This is a genomic window from Marinicauda pacifica, from assembly GCF_004793635.1.
GTDB classification, from domain to species: domain Bacteria; phylum Pseudomonadota; class Alphaproteobacteria; order Caulobacterales; family Maricaulaceae; genus Marinicauda; species Marinicauda pacifica.
This window is the reverse complement of sequence record NZ_SRXV01000003.1, coordinates 12,648-28,895: the sequence shown is the minus strand read 5'-3', so window position 1 is coordinate 28,895 and position 16,248 is coordinate 12,648. Positions and strand designations below refer to the sequence as shown.

Below are 16,248 nucleotides of genomic sequence, written 5' to 3'. Positions count from 1 at the left end.
GTAATGACCGCTTCTAGACCGCGGCGTCCGCTGATTCCGCGGGCCCATGCCGCGGAATATCAGGGCGCCTATGTCGATATCGACCCGGATAACGGCTTCGTCCTGATGAGGCTGACGCAGTTCAGGTCCGACGTGCGCGCCCGCGACGCATTCGATTTCTGTATGGAAATGTACGAGGAGCAGGCGCTCCGCACCATCGTGCTGGATATGCGCGATGCGCGCTGGCCTCTGCAGACTGCCGGTCTCGCCGCTCGCTTTCGCGAACATGCCGCGCGTGTGCCCCGCTCACGCGTTGCCGTGTTGTGCGTCGAGCCCGGCAGCGAGATCATGACGGCCCATCGCGAGGCCAATATCGAAGCAGGCCATGAAGTTCTTTATACCGACGACGAAGATGCGGCTTGGGTCTTCATATTACGGCGCTAGCTGACCCGCCGGCGCCGGCAGCAGGCGTGATAGTAGTGGTAGTAGGAGCCGCTCCCGGCTTAAATCACCCGGTTTCTCACCTGATTCACCGTCAAAGCCGGGGATCAGGGTCAATGCAACAACAAAAATGGGGAGATTTAAGATGTTTCTGACAATCCTGACGCCAGCCTTGGTGCTGCTCTGCTGGACGCTGATCATGTGGGTGTGGATGTACGCCACTCGCATTCCGGCGATGCAAAAAGCGGGGATCAAGCCTGCAGAATTGAAGGAAAAATCCCAGCTGGAGGTGCTCCTGCGCAGCGTTCGTCAGATCGCTGACAACTATAATCACCTCCACGAACAGCCCGTCGTATTCTACGCGCTGGTGTTCTATTCCCACCTGGTCGGTGTGAAGACCTCGGTAGCGATTACATTGGCCTGGGCCTACGTGCTGCTCCGGATCGCGCACAGCCTTTGGCAGGCGCTGGTGAACTTCATTCCGGTGCGTTTCGTTCTGTTTTCATTGTCATCGCTTGCGCTGATCGCGCTCGCGGTGCTGAACGTTTTCGCATTGCTGGCATAGACTGGAGGAGCTTCCGCCCATGGCCGACCTGAAGATGTATGGTCTGAAAACCTGCGACACGTGCCGCAAGGCTCGTAAGGCGCTTGAGTCGGCCGGGAGGGAGGTCGATTTCACCGATCTGCGTGAAATGGACGATCTGCCAAAGCGGCTGCCCGTCTGGATCGAGAAGGTCGGCGCCGACCGCCTGCTCAACAAGGCTTCGACCACGTGGCGCAATTTGCCGGAAGGCGAGAAGGCGATGGCTCAGGACCGCACAGGCTATCGGGCCTTGCTGCAGGCCAATCCGGCGCTGATCAAGCGCCCGGTAATCGTGGACGGCGACGCGATCTATGCGGGGTGGAAGTCCGATGTCCAGAACGCGTTGGGTGTGTAGTCGAGCGCGCGTGTAGAGGGGCTCCCGCCGCTGGAAGAGTGCTCTGTGGAACCTCCTCCGGCAGCCGGACGACACCACAATCAGACCAATATGGAAACGCCAGACTTCGTTGAGCGTTTGCTATCCCCGCGATCGACAGGACTGCTGGCAAAAGGATGTGCGGCCTTTCCCCTCACCGCGCTGCGCAGTTGGCTCGTTCAGTTTTCCCGCTTAATCAAGGCTCATGATGACTTCGATCTGTGTGTATTGCGGCTCCAATGCCGGCAAGGACCCTATTTACGCTCAAGCGGCGCGCGACACCGGCCGCTTCCTCGGTGAATCCGGATGCCGGCTCGTCTATGGGGGCGGCCGCGTCGGGCTTATGGGTGTGGTTGCCGATGCCGCGATCGAGGCAGGTGGCCAGGTCACGGGCATCATTCCCGATTTTCTTCACGTGCGCGAGGTCGCTCATGGAGGTGTCCAGGACCTTCAGATCGTCTCCTCCATGCATGAGCGCAAACAGCTCATGGCTGACGCCTCGGACGCCTTCGTGGCATTGCCGGGCGGCATCGGAACGATGGAAGAGCTATTTGAAATCTGGACCTGGGCTCAGCTGGGCCGACACAAGAAGCCCGTCGGCCTGCTGAACATCAACGGCTATTTTGACGGCCTGCTGGAGTTCCTCGACAATATGACGGACGAGGGCTTCCTGATGGGAAAGCACCGCAAGATGCTCCTCGAGGCGTCGCGGATCGAAGACCTGATCGATGGGTTTGAGAGCTTCACCTATCCTGGCGTCATAGCCAGCTTGGAGCGCGACCAGACCTGAGGCCAGGCGCGCGCGCGTGCTACACGCTGCTCTTTGTATTTGTCGTTTACGAGCGTATCTCTCCTGCATGCAAGTTCAAGAATCCAAACTCAATCAGGTCATCGACCGTTTCGACCAGGTCGAAGCGCGTCTCGGATCTGCAAGCGATCCAAACGAGATCGTCAAGCTCTCGAAGGAGCATGCCGAACTGAAGAAGGTCGCCGACAAGGCGCGCGAACTCAAGGACGCGCGAACCAGCCTGGCTGAGGCCGAGGAGATCATTGAGGATTGGTCGGACCCTGACATGGTCGCACTGGCCCGTGAGGAACGCATGGAGCTGAAGGAGGCCATCCCTGATCTGGAATCGGAACTCCAGCTCTTGCTGCTCCCCAAAGACAAAGATGACGAGGCGTCGGTCATGCTGGAGATTCGTGCCGGCACGGGGGGAGATGAGGCCGCGTTGTTCGCCGGTGACCTTTTCCGCATGTACGAACGTTACGCGTCCGATAAAGGCTGGAAGGTTGATCTGATATCTGCGTCAGAGGCGGAGGTTGGCGGCTACAAGGAAGTCATCGCCAGCGTGTCGGGTTCCGGCGTATTCGGTAGATTGAAGTTTGAATCCGGTGTGCATCGGGTTCAACGCGTGCCGGTTACCGAGAGTGGGGGGCGTATCCACACGTCGGCAGCAACGGTGGCCGTGCTGCCCGCGCCTGAAGAGGTCGACATTGAACTGCGCGACGACGACATCCGGGTCGATACGATGCGGGCCTCCGGGGCCGGCGGGCAGCACGTTAACAAGACCGACTCCGCGGTGCGCATGACGCATATCCCAACCGGGATCGTGGTCATCAGCCAGGAGAAATCCCAGCATCAGAACCGAGCCATCGCGCTCGAGGTTCTCAAAGCCAAGCTCTACGAGAAGGAGCGATCGGAAAAAGACGCTGCCCGTGCCGCCGCGCGCAAGGGCCAGATTGGTTCTGGTGATCGCTCCGAACGCATCCGCACATATAACTTTCCCCAAGGGCGCCTTACCGACCACCGGATCAATCTGACGCTCTACAAGCTGGAAGATATCGTATCCGGTGCGGCGTTGGATGACGTGGTCGATGCGCTGATCGCCGAAGATCAGGCGGCCAAACTTGCTGCAATGCAGGACGAGTAGACCTTGGTTTCGTGGCGTGACTGGCTCCATGATGCCGCGCGCCAGCTTGGTGCGGCGGGAATAGAGGACGCGTCCGCTGAAGGCCGGTTTCTCTTCACCGGTGTGCTTGGTCTGTCGCGCAGCCAAGTGATAGCAGATCCGGACAGGAAGCTGGACGAGGCGTCGCTGGCCGCGGTCAACAAGGCGTTGGAGCGCCGCGTGTCTCGCGTGCCGTTGTCGCAGATTTTGGGCGCGACACCATTTTGGACGTTAGAACTCCTGGTCACACCAGATGTCCTGAGCCCCAGAGCTGATACCGAGACAATCGTTGAGGCTGCGTTGAATGACGTTGATACCGCGCGCCCGGTTCGCATCCTCGATATCGCGACGGGTTCAGGAGCAATCGCCCTTGCCCTGCTGACCGAGATGCAGAGCGCGACCGCAGTCGCTACCGATATATCGCGCGCTGCTCTGGACATTGCGGCGATCAACGCCGGCCGCACCGGACTCTCGGAGCGGATCGAGCTGGTTTGCACCTCCTGGGCCGATGGCATTGCAGGCAGGTTTGACCTCGTCGTCTCAAACCCGCCCTATATTGCCAGCTCGATCATAGAGACGCTCGAGCCTGAGGTTCGCGACCATGAACCCCGGCTCGCGCTGGACGGTGGCCCGGACGGACTCGCGCCCTATCGACACCTTTTCAGCGAAGCGCGGCGGTTGTTGGCGCCGGGCGGGACGGGAGTTTTCGAGATAGGCTACGATCAGCGTGAGGCGGTCTTGCGCCTGGCGCAGGAGGCGGGCGCACGAGATGCGGATTGCGTAAAAGACCTTGGTGGGCGCAGCCGAGCGATCGTCTTCGCCTTCAGCTGATGAAGATCTGCATCAGCCCAGAACGGGCCGGAATGAATATTTGCACACAAGGGGTGGAATCGCCCCAGTGTTACGGTTAGTTTGATTGGTGAACCCGATGGACTGGTGGGCTGCAGCGGGGTTGCAGCAATTTTAGTCAGCCAGCTGTCGGAGAGTCGGCCCTCAATCAGATCGGTAATTTTCAGCAGTGCGCTGCTGTGTTTGCCGGACGGGGCTCGATCATAGCGAGCTCCGAAGAGTGCAGCCGAAGGCTATACCGGCAAGAAGGTCAGGTTTCAAAAATGAAGCGACAACGCGGGCGCGGGCGCAAGCCCGGCGGTAATCAGCAGAATCGGTCGTTCGAAAGCAATGGGCCGGATGTGAAAATCCGGGGCAATGCCTCGACGATATATGAGAAATATCTTCAGATTGCGCGCGATGCGTCGTCGTCTGGCGACCGCGTGATGGCGGAAAACTACTACCAGCACGCGGAGCACTATTTCCGCATCGTTCAGGCCAACCAGCCCAAGCGTGATGACAACCGTCAGGACGGCGGTCAGCAGAACGATCAGAATCAAGGGGCTCAGAACCAGGGCGGACAAAGCCAGGGTGGGCAGAACCAGGGCAGCGACAACCAGGCCGACGCCCAGGAAGACCGGAATGACCGTTCGCGCGGTCGCGGTCGGGGCCGCCGTGATGACGGTAACCGCAGGGGCGAAGGCAGAGCTGAGCCCGCATCCGAGAAGTCCGGCGGCGAACCCGTCTCGAAGGATGCATCGGCCGAGACGGCTGAAAAGCGACCACGGCGGGAGCGCCGCAAGAAGGACGAGACTTCCGCCGACGCTTCCGACCCACTGGCCGTGGTTGATCCCGAAGGCGAGAGCGAGCAGAGCGGCGGGAGCGAACTGACTGCCGACGACGCCCCCAAGCGTAAGCCACGCGCACCGCGCAAACCTCGTGGTGATAAAGCCGCACAGGATGCTCTGGATAAGGTGGGCGACGGAAAGAGTGGTTCAGGCGGTGACAAGGACAGCGAAGCCGCTTAGCAATTTGATTGTAAAGTGTTTTGAAAAGCCCCGGCGCGCAATGGCACCGGGGCTTTTCGTTTTTTGATCCGCTCGATCACTCGGCGAAAATAATCTTGCCGCTCACTTGTGTGCCTTCAATGTCACACCTACCTGAAGTCCAGCTGCGGTCCCAAGCGTGCTTCTTGGAAGGCGCCATTTTAAGCGGGGACCGTTTGTCTCGCTGCCAATTCAGGAGACCCTAGAGGCACATGGATATCGAAAAATACACCGAGCGCGCCCGGCAGATTCTTCAGGCGAGCCAAGCGCTCGCCAACCGGCTCAGTCATCAGCAATTCACCCCCGAGCACCTTCTCAAAGGCTTGTTGGACGATGACGCCGGGCTGGCAACAAACCTGATCCGCGCAGCAGGTGCGCGTCCCGAACAGGTTATCGATCTGACCGACCGTGCGATTGAGTCGCTACCGAAGGTGGAAGGTGGTTCTGGTCAGCTTTATCTGGCGCCGAAAACCGGCGAGGTGATCAACTCCGCCGAGCAGGCTGCGAAAAAGGCTGGAGATACTTACGTCACCGCCGAGCGCCTACTGCAGGCACTGTCTATCGTGTCTGGCACGAAGGTCGCCGAAATCTTCAAGCAGACTGGGCTCAAGCCGCAGGCGCTGAACACGGCGATCAACGATTTGCGTCAGGGCCGCACAGCCGACAGCCAGTCGGCCGAAGAAAGCTATGACGCTCTCAAGAAGTACGCCCGCGACCTCACGGAAGTGGCTCGCGCGGGCAAGCTGGATCCTGTGATCGGCCGCGACGAGGAAATCCGCCGGGCAATCCAGGTCCTGTCCCGCCGCACGAAGAACAACCCGGTTCTGATTGGGGAACCGGGGGTGGGCAAGACGGCCATCGCAGAAGGCCTCGCTTTGCGCATTGTCGATGGCGACGTGCCGGAGAGCCTGAAGGACAAGAAGCTGATGGCGCTCGACATGGGTGCACTCATCGCCGGTGCGAAGTATCGCGGCGAGTTCGAGGAGCGTCTGAAATCCGTCCTTTCCGAGGTCGAAGCCGCTGGGGGCAACATCATCCTGTTCATCGACGAGATGCATACGCTCGTCGGCGCCGGCAAGGCTGACGGCGCAATGGATGCCTCCAACCTTCTCAAGCCGGCACTAGCTCGTGGGGAGCTTCACTGTGTCGGTGCGACAACGCTGAGTGAGTACAAAAAGCATGTCGAGAAGGACGCGGCGCTGGCTCGGCGCTTCCAGCCGGTCTTCGTCGACGAGCCGACGGTGGAGGACACGATCTCGATCCTGCGCGGCCTGAAAGAGAAATACGAAGTCCACCACGGCGTGCGCATCGCAGACGGTGCGATCGTCGCGGCGGCGACACTTTCGAACCGCTACATCACCGACCGCTTTCTGCCGGACAAGGCCATTGACCTAATGGACGAGGCGGCGGCGCGTTTGCGCATGCAGGTCGATTCCAAGCCCGAGGAGCTCGACGAGCTGGATCGCCGGATCATTCAGCTCAAAATCGAAGCCGAGGCACTCAAGAAAGAGGCCGACGATGCGTCGAAGAAGCGCCTGGAGTCGCTCTACAAGGAGTTGGCCGAGCTTGAGAGCCGGTCTGCCGAGCTGACGGCCGCCTGGAGGGCCGAAAAGGAGAAGCTGGCTTCATCGACAGAGATGAAGGAAGAACTCGACCGGTTGCGCGCAGAACTCGCCGATGCCGAACGGCGTGGCGATCTGGGCAGGGCCTCGGAGATCAAGTACGGGCGCATTCCCGAGCTGGAACGCCGCATCGCCGAAGCCGAAGAAGTTCAGCCAGCTTCCGCTGATGGCAAGGGTGCCCTCATGAAAGAGCTGGTCGACGAGGAACAGATTGCCTCCATCGTCTCGCGCTGGACGGGCGTGCCTGTGGAGAAAATGCTCGCAGGCGAGCGTGAGAAGCTCCTTCGAATGGAGGATCAGCTAAGAACGCGGGTCGTCGGACAGGATGAGGCGCTACGCGCGGTTTCGGATGCGGTGCGCCGTTCACGCGCTGGGCTGAAAGACCCGAGCCGCCCGATCGGCTCCTTCCTCTTCCTTGGCCCGACCGGGGTTGGGAAGACTGAACTTACCAAGACGCTCGCCGAATTCCTCTTTGATGATGAAACCGCGATCACGCGTCTCGACATGTCGGAGTACATGGAAAAGCACGCAGTGAGCCGGATGATCGGCGCGCCTCCAGGCTATGTCGGTTACGAAGAAGGCGGTGCGCTGACCGAGAGCGTCCGCCGGCGACCGTATCAGGTCATTCTGTTCGATGAGGTGGAGAAGGCGCACCCTGACGTCTTCAATATTCTGCTTCAAGTGCTTGATGACGGGCGTCTGACCGACGGGCAGGGCCGAACCGTCGATTTCAGAAATACCATTCTGATCATGACCTCGAACCTGGGTTCGGAGTTCCTTCTCTCCGGTGACGTCGAGGCTGCCCGCGACCAGGTGATGGACGCGGTGCGCGGGGCGTTCCGCCCGGAATTCCTTAACCGGATCGACGAGATCATTCTATTCCGTCGACTGGAACAGGCACACATGGGCTCGATCGTGGATATTCAGCTTCAGCGGCTGGAGCGTCTCTTGAAAGATCGCAACATGACAGTGGAGTTGGACGATGCTGCGCGCGAGTGGCTTGCCGAGAAGGGATATGACCCTGCCTACGGGGCCCGTCCTCTCAAGCGCGTGATCCAGAAGGAGCTGCAGGACCCGCTCGCCCGTCTTATCCTCGACGGCACGCTGCATGATGGCGAGGCAGTAAAGGTCTCTGCAGAAGCCGGGTCGTTGACAGTGAATGGTCAAGCGGTCGGGCGTGACGCGGGGCGGCCGAGAGACGCCGTCATCCAGTAAGCCCGATACAAGCATCAGGGCCCGGCGGTTACGCCGGGCCCTGACATTTTGCTCTATAGAGCCAGACGCAGATGCGGCTCGCCGTTCGACGTTCGGGCGTCGGATATGCCGTCCCGGCGCACGCTGGCTCTGACCCGCTTGCGAAATGCGGAGAAGCTGTCGAATGTGACGACATCGACGGCTTCGTCGAGATCAAGCGTCAAGGTGTAGCGGTCTCCCCCCGCAAGCGCGGTGACGGAGACGATCTCTGCGCTGAACGACTGACCGAGATAGTCGCCACGGATTTTCGAGCCGACCTGAAACGGCGTAGGCGGTTTGTTGCCGCATGCGGCGTGCAGAGTGTTCCAGTCGCGAAAGCCATGCTGGTGGGCGACCAGCTCCAGCGCTTCGCTGTGGGAGATGAAATTACCCTCTTCCTCAAGTGCCCGCCGCAAACGGCGCGCGAGGTTCTTCAGGGCTTCCAGTCCGGGTAGGGGAGAAGTTTCAGACATTGTTCGCCTCATCGCTGGTACGCGGCAAAGGTCGATGGAGCCCGCATTACCACCGCGCCGCAGGACAGCCTGGAGTGCGAAAGGTCTGGTCTGAAAGAAGATTTCACCAACGTGAACGATCACGTGCGAGCGGCAGGTATCTTCTGAACCTGGCGGTGCTTCTAGCTGCGCTTCGTCCGATGGTCAATCACCGCGCCACGCAGTCTAGCGATCGAGTGAGCTCATGGCCGCGTCGCCATAACGACCGCCTTCTGCCGCTCCTGGCGGGATCGCTGCGTCGAGAGCGCTCAGGTCGGCCGGTGTGAGCACGATGTTGTCTGCACCGGCGTTTTCTTCCAGGCGGGAGATGCTTCGAGTTCCTGGTATCGGTACCACGCCAGTGCGCGATAGAAGCCATGCTAGGGCAATCTGCGCCGGCGTTGCAGGCTTTCGCTGCGCGAGCTCGGCGACCCTGTCAGCGAGCGCCACGTTCTTTTTCAGGTTTTCACCCTGGAAGCGCGGGAAATAGCCGCTTCGCCGGACATCGTCTTCGGCAAGCTCGTCCTCTGACCGGAAAGTTCCGGCCAGCAGTCCCCGACCCAAGGGCGAATAGGCCACGAAGGCGGTTTCCTGTGCCTGACAGGTGTCCAGGACCTCGTTGCCTTCGGGCTCCCGGGCGGTCAGCGAGTATTCGCTTTGTACGGCGCTGACTGGAAACACGCTGTGCGCGCGTTTCAGTGTGTTGGCATTCACTTCGCTCAGTCCGGCTGCCTTGATCTTCCCGGATTTGGCAAGATCGGCGAGGGCGCCCATGGACTCCTCGATCGGCGTGATCCCGTCGAGGCGGTGCAGATAATAAAGATCGATCGTCTCGACGCCCAGACGCTTCAATGACGCCTCGCAGGCATACCGGATGTAATCCGGGGAGGTATCGATACGCCGGTCGCGCGGATCGTCGCCGCGGACGATGGCGCATTTGCTGGCGATGACGACCTTGTCGCGCCGGCCTTTCAGGAACCCGCCAATCAGGGTCTCGTTGTGGCCTTGCCCGTACATATCGGCGGTGTCGAAGAAGTTGACGCCCAGGTCCACGGCACGCGCCATGACCTCGCGCGACTGCCCGTCATCGCTGGGGCCGTAGAATTCGGACATGCCCATACAGCCGAGTCCGATCCGGGAAACCGGTGTCGGGATGCCGGTGAGTTTGAGCGTCTGCATGGCGCGGTCGTCCTTTCTGCACAGGCAGACAGGGTAGGCCGCGCCCGGCAGAGCGCGCAATGTCCGTTTCAAACCGGGAAGGTCAGAGCCGGAGAGCGCCTACTACTACGACTACTACCACTACTGCTGACCTGGGGTGCCGGCCGGGGTGGGGGCTTGCGCGGAGGCAACCAGCACCGGCTCGCGGCTGATCGGCTCACTGGCGAGCGGAGCCGCATCGCGCATGGCCAGAATCCGGTCCCGCTCGGCGCGGAAGAGCTCAAGCTCGGCGTTTTCGAGGCGGCGTCCGGTCGGAAGATCCAGGCTCATCGGGTTCATCGGCTGGCCGTTGAGGTGGACCTCGTAGTGAAGGTGCGGACCGGTAGACCGGCCGGTGGTGCCGACATAGGCCACGATCTGCCCCTGCGTGACCCGGCTGCCGGCGCGAATGCCGCTGGCGAAGCCGTTCAGGTGCGCGTAGGCGGTCTTGTACCCGTTCGCATGACGGATCCGCAGGTAATTGCCAAACGAGCCGAACCGGTTGGCGCGCTCCACGATGCCATTACCCGCGGCCATGATCGGCGTGCCCGTCGGCGCGGCGAAGTCTGTCCCGTTGTGCGGGCGGCTGGTCTGCAGGATCGGGTGGAAGCGCCGGCCAAAATGCGAGGACAGGCGCGCCCCGTTGATCGGCGTCATCATCAGCAGCCGCTGAGCGCTCTCGCCCTCAGCGGTGTAGTAGCCCACATCGCCCTCCGGCGTGGTGAAGCGGAAATATTCAAGCGGATCGCCGCGGCCATCGAAAGCGATATAGGCGATGTCGCCGGTCCGGGCCGTTTCGCCCTGTGAATCGACAAACCGCTCGAAGACGATATCGAACGTGTCGCCTTCCTGCACGGTCCGGAAATCGACTGCGAAGCCCAGCACGTTGGCAAGATCGTAGATGACCCGGTCGGTCGCACCCTGGTCGAGCGCTGCCTGATACAGGCTTGTCTCGATCGAGCCGCTGGCGCGGACCATCTGGCTGTCGAATTCGACGACTGCTTCGCGAGCACGAAACTCGTCGTCGGCAACCCGGCTGACGGTCAGCGTGCGCTCCAGGTCAGGGCGGAAAGACAGACCCGCGAACTCGCGGGTCTGACCGGCCGGCCCGGCCACGGAATCGAAGTAGAGCGTCATCTCTTGTCCGGCGCGCAGCTGCCGCGCCGGGAAATGATCTTCCAGCGCGTAGATGGCGCGGTTGGCCAGAGACCTGTCCGCACCGGCATTGCTGAGCACGCTGGCAAATGTGTCACCCGGGCGCACTTCCACACGGCGGCTTACGACCTCAGGGGCTGAAAACGCCTCGAAGGCTGCGTGTTCGGCGGCCACAAGGGCGGTGGAGTCCAGGAATGAGGCGTCCCGGGCCGCGACATTTGCGCCCGCTCGCGCCGCTTCAAGCGAAAATTCCGGGGCTGCGGCCTCGGCCTCTGTGCCGGTGTCGCCGCGTTGGACCACCAGGGCGGAAACCAGCGCTACGCCGATCGCCAGAGTGGAAAAAAACGTTAGGGCACGGGAGCGCTGGGCGTCTGCCAGGCGGACGTCGAAACCAGACATGGGTATGGCTATTCCCTCAATCGTTGCGCCGCACTACCGGCGATCGTGCTCATGCCCCCCACAGGCAAGAAACAGGCCGCTGCCATTCCCCCGTTACACAGCAAGCCTGAAGTTCCTATATCAGAACAAGCGCTTGCTTGCAGCCGTCCGTATCTCTTCACGCTGCAATCGGCCTTTTATGGCCGGGCCGCGTTAACGAGACATGAACCCTACCGCGACGGCCGGGCTCTTGAAAAGCGGTATTTGGACAGGAGGCTATGATGAAGATTGCTCTGCTGATCGTGGTGCTGATGAGCATCCTCATCGCGTCGGTCTGGTTTGCCATCCAGTCCTTTACACAGATCGACGCCACCATGTCGGTGCATGGCTGGATCGCGCTGATACTGGGCGTGATCCTGAGCCTTCTAATCGGCGGGGGGCTGATGGCGCTGGTCTTCTTTTCCAGCCGGCGCGGCTATGATGATATGGATAACGATGTGTAGCCAGGGGCGGCGCACGTTAACCTTCTCGCCATAAAGAATCAGATATCGCTCCTTTCATGAGCCAGACATCCCCCATCTCCGCCTCCGATCTCGCTGCCCTGCTTGCAGCGCGCCTTTGCCACGACCTGGTCTCGCCGATCAGTGCGCTGGGCGCGGCGCTGAGCGTCCTCGACGATGAACGCGCCGAAGACATGCGAGACGACGCAATCGAGTTGCTGAGGACCGGTGCCAATCAGGCCCGGGCCAAGCTGGAATTCTGCCGCCTGGCGTTCGGAGCCGGCGGATCGAAGCCGGCCGTGATCGACATGAGCGAAATCCGGCGCCTGGCCGACGAAATGTTCAAGGATTCCCGGCCCGATCTGGTCTGGAAGACCGAGGCGACAGGTCTTGAGAAGCCCGCTGCGCGCGTGCTCATGAACCTGATCTGGCTGGCGGTCGATGCGCTTCCGCGTGGCGGCACTGTCACGATCGAAGCCGTGGCGGGCGAGGGCGGAGCCCGACTCTCGCTGGTTTCCGAAGGCAAGAAGGTTCGTCTGGAAGATGCCTACATCAAGGCGATGGCAGGAGAGAGGCCGGAGGACGGTTTCGACGGTCGCTCGGTACAGCCCTATTATACCGGCCTGATCGCACGCGAGCACGGCGGACGGGCCGATGTGAGGGTGGAAGAGGAGCGCGCTGTCCTGTCTGCACTCATCGCGCCTATGTCTGACGCAGCTACCTGAAACCAAGCTGTATTTCGCTCAGTTCTTGTCGAACGATTGATTAACACTGGCGTGCCAATTTGTCCCGAGCGGGTGAAACTCTGTAACCGGGAACTGGGACGTCATGGACGAACTAATTGGCGAATTTCTGGGCGAGACTTCTGAAAGCCTCGATGTCATCGACAACGAGCTTGTGAAGTTCGAAGCCGATCCGACAGATCGCGCAACACTCGACAATATTTTCCGTCTGGTTCACACGATCAAAGGAACTTGCGGGTTTCTGGGGCTGGAGCGCCTTGAGGCGATCGCCCATGCCGGAGAAACGCTCCTCGGTAAATTCCGGGACGGGTCGCTGGTCGCCGACTCTACTGCCGTGACGCTTGTCCTGCAGTCGCTCGACCGTATCAAGGACATCCTCGGTACGCTGGGCGAGACGGGAAGCGAAGGCGAGGGTGACGACAGCGATCTGATCAGCCGCCTTGAAGCCATGGCGATGGGCCAGGCGCCTGCTGCTGTTGCACCGGTTGCCGAAACCGCTCCGGCTGAAGCCGAAGCGTCTCCCGTTTCCGAAACGCTCGACGAACTTGAAGCCGCCTTCCTGGCTGCTCCGGGTCCGGACGAGGACGCACCGGCCGCTGTCGGCGAGGACGAAGAAGACGTCGGCTTCGATGAGGCCCTCGGCCGCGCGCTGCGCCCCGGGGAAGTGTCTCTCGCAGATCTTGAAGCCGCATTCCAGTCCACCCCTGGTCCCGAGTTTGACGAGGGCGAGGATGAGGATGAAGACGAAGCTGCCATGGAGGCGGTGTCCGCACCGGCCGCCGTCGCCGCAGAGTCGGCAAAGCCGGCCGCAGCCACCAAGCCTGCGCCAGCTGCCGCGAAGGCCGAGAGCCATGCCGCGCGTCCTGTTTCGACAATCCGTGTCAATGTGGACGTCCTCGACAGCCTGATGACAACGGTCTCCGAGCTTGTTCTGGCTCGGAACCAGCTCAACCAGATCGTCCGCGAAAACGAAGATTCTGCGCTCAAGACCCCGCTCCAGCGCCTGACCTCGGTCACGGCCGAGCTGCAAGACGACGTCATGAAGACGCGCATGCAGCCGGTGGGCGATGCCTGGCGCAAACTTCCGCGCATCGTGCGCGACGTCCAGCAGGATCTGGGCAAGAAGATCGACCTCGTCATGGAGGGCGAGGAGACTGAACTCGACCGCCAGGTGCTCGAGCTTATCAAGGATCCGCTCACGCACATGGTTCGCAACTCGGCGGACCACGGCGTCGAGATGCCCGAAAAGCGTAAGGCCGCCGGAAAGCGCGAGACCGGTACAATTCGACTGTCCGCCTATCATGAAGGCGGCGCGATCATCATCAAGATTGCCGACGATGGCGCCGGTCTGGATCCAGAGAAGATCAAAGCCAAGGTCCTTGAAAAAGGACTGGCGAGCGAATCCGAGCTCGCCTCCATGAGCGAGCAGCAGGTCCAGCGCTTTATCTTTGCCGCCGGCTTCTCGACCGCGGCTCAGGTCACCAACCTGTCTGGCCGGGGTGTCGGCATGGACGTGGTGCGTACCAATATCGAGCAGATCGGCGGCACCGTCGATCTGAGCTCCGAGTTGGGCAAGGGCACGACTTTCTCGATCAAGATCCCTCTCACGCTGGCCATCGTTTCGGCGCTGATCGTGACCACCGGCGATGCGCGCTTTGCCGTGCCGCAACTGGCTGTACGCGAGCTGGTTCGCGTGGGCCCTGGCTCCGACCACAAAGTGGAGACGATGAACGGCGCGCGAATGATCCGTCTGCGCGATCGTCTTCTGCCCGTGGTCGGGCTTCAAGATGTCCTCGGCACGAGCGGGAAGATCGAAGGGGACGCCTCGATCGGCGGTTATGTTGTCATCATCGAAGCGGCAGGGCGCAAGATCGGCCTGGTTGTCGCCGATGTGCTCGATACCGAAGAGATCGTGGTCAAACCGTTGTCCGGACCGCTTCGCGGTATCTCCATCTATTCGGGTGCGACTCTGCTTGGAGACGGTTCGGTCATCATGATCCTCGACCCGAATGGCGTGGCGCAGGAAATCGCACACGGCGAGGCCGAGGCCGCCCAGGATATCGAACAGGCCGATCGCAGCAGCCACCCTGCTCATCAGCGCCTTCTGCTGGTGCGCGCGGTCGGCAAGGAAGCCAAGGCCGTGCCTGTGAGCTTGATTACGCGCCTCGAAGAATTTGCCGCGGACGACATCGAAGTCGCCGACGGGCGCCACGTGGTTCAATACCGCGGCCGCTTGCTGCCCATCGTTCATGTCGGCGGCGAGCACGCGATCAAGACCGAGGGCCGCCAACCTGTGCTGGTCTTCTCCGAAGACGGCAAGTCAGCCGGCGTCGCGGTGGATGAGATCCTGGACGTGATCGAGGAGACGCTGGATCTGCAGATGGGTTCGGAGCGTCCGGGCATCATCGGCTCCGCGATCCTCAAGGGCGAAGCGACCGAAGTGCTCGATATCGCCTGGCACATGGAGCAGGCATGGGCCGGCACACCGCAGCGGCGGCCCAATGACCGCCGCGCCGTGCTTCTGGTTGAGGCCGATGCCTTCAGCCGCCGCATGATGGCGCCGCTTCTGGCGGCAGCCGGTTATGACGTCACGGTTGCCAGCGGAATGCGCGAAGCTCGTGAAGCCGCTCAGATGGGCGCGGACTATGCCGCGCTGGTCGGCGATCCGGGCGCCCTCAAAACTCTTGCCGACGAAGGCTACTGGGCCGATGTGCCGCGCCTTGGCGTGAGTGACGATTACGGCATGGGGGGTGCCTTCGAGGGCCTGTCTGCCATGACTCGCCGCGGCGATCGCGGCGGCCTGATTGCAGCGCTTGACCGGACCGCGTCTCGTGAAGACGTGGCAGCCTGAGGGAGACGAAAATGAGCGTTGAATCCAGTTTCGAATACGTGACCGTCCGCATCGGTGAGCAACGCTTCGGCGTTCCGGTCACCGAGATTCGCGAAGTCTTCTCTCCCCATGGTGTCACTTCGGTCCCGCGGGCGCCGGAGGAAATCGCGGGGCTTCTCAACTTGCGCGGGCGCATTGTGACTGCGATCGATGCGCGCCGTCGCCTCGGCCTGCCGCCGCGCCCCGAAGGTGCAAACTGCATGGCGCTGGGCATGGAACATGGAACCGAGCTGTTCGGTATTCTGGTCGACGAGGTGGGCGAGGTTGTCCGTCTCGACGCCGACACGCTCGAAGTGGTTCCCGCGCACCTGGACTCGCGCTGGCGCGCCGTTCTGACCGGGGTGCACCGGCTGGACAACGAGCTTCTGGCCGCGCTCGACATGAAGAAGCTGATTGCCGCGGGCAACGCCGCGCTTGCCGCCTGATCGGAGCAGACACATGAAGACCTGTCTTGTCGTTGACGATAGCCGCGTGATCCGCAAGGTCGCCCGCAAGATCGTTGAGAGCCTCGGCTTTGCCTGCGAAGAGGCCGGCGATGGTCAGGAAGCACTGGACCAGTGCCGCAAACATATGCCCGACGCGATTCTGCTCGACTGGAACATGCCAGTGATGAACGGACTCGAGTTCCTTGTTGCGCTGCGCGCCGAGGAAAACGGCAAGAAACCCGTCGTGATCTTCTGTACGACCGAAAACGATATGTCCAACATCACCCAGGCGCTGCGCGCCGGTGCCGATGAATACGTCATGAAGCCGTTCGATGGCGAAATCATCGAATCCAAATTCGCCGAAGTCGGCCTCGTCTAGAGCAAGGAAGAGTCAGTGAGTCTGTCTCCCGCACCC

At 61.5% G+C, this 16,248-nt stretch carries 16 protein-coding genes; 13 read left to right on the top strand and 3 right to left on the bottom strand.

The features are described 5' to 3' along the window. Positions 1-3: 3 nt before the first annotated feature. The 8 genes from E5162_RS10145 to clpB all read left to right on the top strand — a co-directional run bounded on the left by E5162_RS10145 (position 4) and on the right by clpB (position 8,036). The gene (locus E5162_RS10145; protein WP_135945151.1) at positions 4-423 is read left to right on the top strand and encodes a hypothetical protein; all 420 of its coding nucleotides are present in this window, start codon (positions 4-6) and stop codon (positions 421-423) included. 142 nt (positions 424-565) lie between these two features. Continuing rightward, positions 566-985: an MAPEG family protein gene (locus E5162_RS10140; protein WP_135945150.1), complete on the top strand. Its 420-nt coding sequence runs from the start codon at positions 566-568 to the stop codon at positions 983-985. A 19-nt stretch (positions 986-1,004) separates the two neighbouring features. After that, positions 1,005-1,358 carry an ArsC/Spx/MgsR family protein gene (locus tag E5162_RS10135; protein WP_206751096.1) on the top strand — a complete coding sequence of 118 codons (354 nt, stop codon included), beginning with the start codon at positions 1,005-1,007 and terminating at the stop codon, positions 1,356-1,358. A 226-nt stretch (positions 1,359-1,584) separates the two neighbouring features. Next, positions 1,585-2,166, top strand: a complete 582-nt coding sequence (locus tag E5162_RS10130; RefSeq protein WP_135945688.1) for an LOG family protein — start codon at positions 1,585-1,587, stop codon at positions 2,164-2,166. Between the two features lie 67 nt (positions 2,167-2,233). Continuing rightward, positions 2,234-3,307 (top strand): peptide chain release factor 1, encoded by a 1,074-nt coding sequence (gene prfA, locus E5162_RS10125; RefSeq protein WP_135945149.1) that lies wholly within the window; start codon positions 2,234-2,236, stop codon positions 3,305-3,307. 3 nt (positions 3,308-3,310) lie between these two features. Then, entirely contained in the window at positions 3,311-4,156 is an 846-nt protein-coding gene (prmC, locus tag E5162_RS10120) for a peptide chain release factor N(5)-glutamine methyltransferase (RefSeq protein ID WP_135945148.1), read from the top strand. Positions 4,157-4,437: 281 nt separating this feature from the next. Beyond that, positions 4,438-5,181, top strand: coding sequence for a DUF4167 domain-containing protein (locus E5162_RS10115; RefSeq protein WP_135945147.1), 744 nt, complete (start codon positions 4,438-4,440; stop codon positions 5,179-5,181). Between the two features lie 230 nt (positions 5,182-5,411). Then, the gene (clpB, locus tag E5162_RS10110; protein WP_135945146.1) at positions 5,412-8,036 is read left to right on the top strand and encodes an ATP-dependent chaperone ClpB; all 2,625 of its coding nucleotides are present in this window, start codon (positions 5,412-5,414) and stop codon (positions 8,034-8,036) included. Between the two features lie 53 nt (positions 8,037-8,089). Here clpB and E5162_RS10105 read toward each other — a convergent pair whose 3' ends face one another. From E5162_RS10105 to E5162_RS10095, 3 genes are all read right to left on the bottom strand, one after another. Further along, positions 8,090-8,527 (bottom strand): glyoxalase superfamily protein, encoded by a 438-nt coding sequence (locus E5162_RS10105; protein ID WP_135945145.1) that lies wholly within the window; start codon positions 8,525-8,527, stop codon positions 8,090-8,092. A gap of 204 nt (positions 8,528-8,731) precedes the next feature. Further along, positions 8,732-9,724, bottom strand: coding sequence for an aldo/keto reductase (locus tag E5162_RS10100; protein ID WP_135945144.1), 993 nt, complete (start codon positions 9,722-9,724; stop codon positions 8,732-8,734). A gap of 120 nt (positions 9,725-9,844) precedes the next feature. Next, positions 9,845-11,296, bottom strand: a complete 1,452-nt coding sequence (locus E5162_RS10095) for a M23 family metallopeptidase (protein ID WP_135945143.1) — start codon at positions 11,294-11,296, stop codon at positions 9,845-9,847. A gap of 257 nt (positions 11,297-11,553) precedes the next feature. Between E5162_RS10095 and E5162_RS10090 the strand changes: the two genes are divergently transcribed. The 5 genes from E5162_RS10090 to E5162_RS10070 all read left to right on the top strand — a co-directional run bounded on the left by E5162_RS10090 (position 11,554) and on the right by E5162_RS10070 (position 16,212). Next, positions 11,554-11,778, top strand: a complete 225-nt coding sequence (locus E5162_RS10090) for a hypothetical protein (protein ID WP_135945142.1) — start codon at positions 11,554-11,556, stop codon at positions 11,776-11,778. Positions 11,779-11,834: 56 nt separating this feature from the next. Beyond that, positions 11,835-12,500 (top strand): histidine phosphotransferase ChpT, encoded by a 666-nt coding sequence (gene chpT / locus E5162_RS10085; RefSeq protein ID WP_135945141.1) that lies wholly within the window; start codon positions 11,835-11,837, stop codon positions 12,498-12,500. Positions 12,501-12,603: 103 nt separating this feature from the next. After that, on the top strand, positions 12,604-15,369 hold the full coding sequence (locus E5162_RS10080; protein ID WP_135945140.1) for a chemotaxis protein CheA: 2,766 nt from the start codon (positions 12,604-12,606) through the stop codon (positions 15,367-15,369). A gap of 11 nt (positions 15,370-15,380) precedes the next feature. Continuing rightward, positions 15,381-15,833, top strand: a complete 453-nt coding sequence (locus E5162_RS10075; protein WP_135945139.1) for a chemotaxis protein CheW — start codon at positions 15,381-15,383, stop codon at positions 15,831-15,833. Positions 15,834-15,846: 13 nt separating this feature from the next. Beyond that, positions 15,847-16,212, top strand: a complete 366-nt coding sequence (locus E5162_RS10070; RefSeq protein ID WP_135945138.1) for a response regulator — start codon at positions 15,847-15,849, stop codon at positions 16,210-16,212. The last annotated feature ends 36 nt before the right edge of the window (positions 16,213-16,248 follow it).

Excerpts from the sequence above, each read along its gene's own strand:
- E5162_RS10145 (WP_135945151.1), top strand. The coding sequence starts at position 4 with ATGACCGCTTCTAGACCGCGGCGTCCGCTGATTCCGCGGGCCCATGCC.
- E5162_RS10140 (WP_135945150.1), top strand. The coding sequence starts at position 566 with ATGTTTCTGACAATCCTGACGCCAGCCTTGGTGCTGCTCTGCTGGACG.
- E5162_RS10135 (WP_206751096.1), top strand. The coding sequence starts at position 1,005 with ATGGCCGACCTGAAGATGTATGGTCTGAAAACCTGCGACACGTGCCGC.
- E5162_RS10130 (WP_135945688.1), top strand. The coding sequence starts at position 1,585 with ATGACTTCGATCTGTGTGTATTGCGGCTCCAATGCCGGCAAGGACCCT.
- prfA (WP_135945149.1), top strand. The coding sequence starts at position 2,234 with ATGCAAGTTCAAGAATCCAAACTCAATCAGGTCATCGACCGTTTCGAC.
- E5162_RS10115 (WP_135945147.1), top strand. The coding sequence starts at position 4,438 with ATGAAGCGACAACGCGGGCGCGGGCGCAAGCCCGGCGGTAATCAGCAG.
- clpB (WP_135945146.1), top strand. The coding sequence starts at position 5,412 with ATGGATATCGAAAAATACACCGAGCGCGCCCGGCAGATTCTTCAGGCG.
- E5162_RS10105 (WP_135945145.1), bottom strand. The coding sequence starts at position 8,527 with ATGTCTGAAACTTCTCCCCTACCCGGACTGGAAGCCCTGAAGAACCTC.
- E5162_RS10100 (WP_135945144.1), bottom strand. The coding sequence starts at position 9,724 with ATGCAGACGCTCAAACTCACCGGCATCCCGACACCGGTTTCCCGGATC.
- E5162_RS10095 (WP_135945143.1), bottom strand. The coding sequence starts at position 11,296 with ATGTCTGGTTTCGACGTCCGCCTGGCAGACGCCCAGCGCTCCCGTGCC.
- E5162_RS10090 (WP_135945142.1), top strand. The coding sequence starts at position 11,554 with ATGATGAAGATTGCTCTGCTGATCGTGGTGCTGATGAGCATCCTCATC.
- chpT (WP_135945141.1), top strand. The coding sequence starts at position 11,835 with ATGAGCCAGACATCCCCCATCTCCGCCTCCGATCTCGCTGCCCTGCTT.
- E5162_RS10080 (WP_135945140.1), top strand. The coding sequence starts at position 12,604 with ATGGACGAACTAATTGGCGAATTTCTGGGCGAGACTTCTGAAAGCCTC.
- E5162_RS10075 (WP_135945139.1), top strand. The coding sequence starts at position 15,381 with ATGAGCGTTGAATCCAGTTTCGAATACGTGACCGTCCGCATCGGTGAG.
- E5162_RS10070 (WP_135945138.1), top strand. The coding sequence starts at position 15,847 with ATGAAGACCTGTCTTGTCGTTGACGATAGCCGCGTGATCCGCAAGGTC.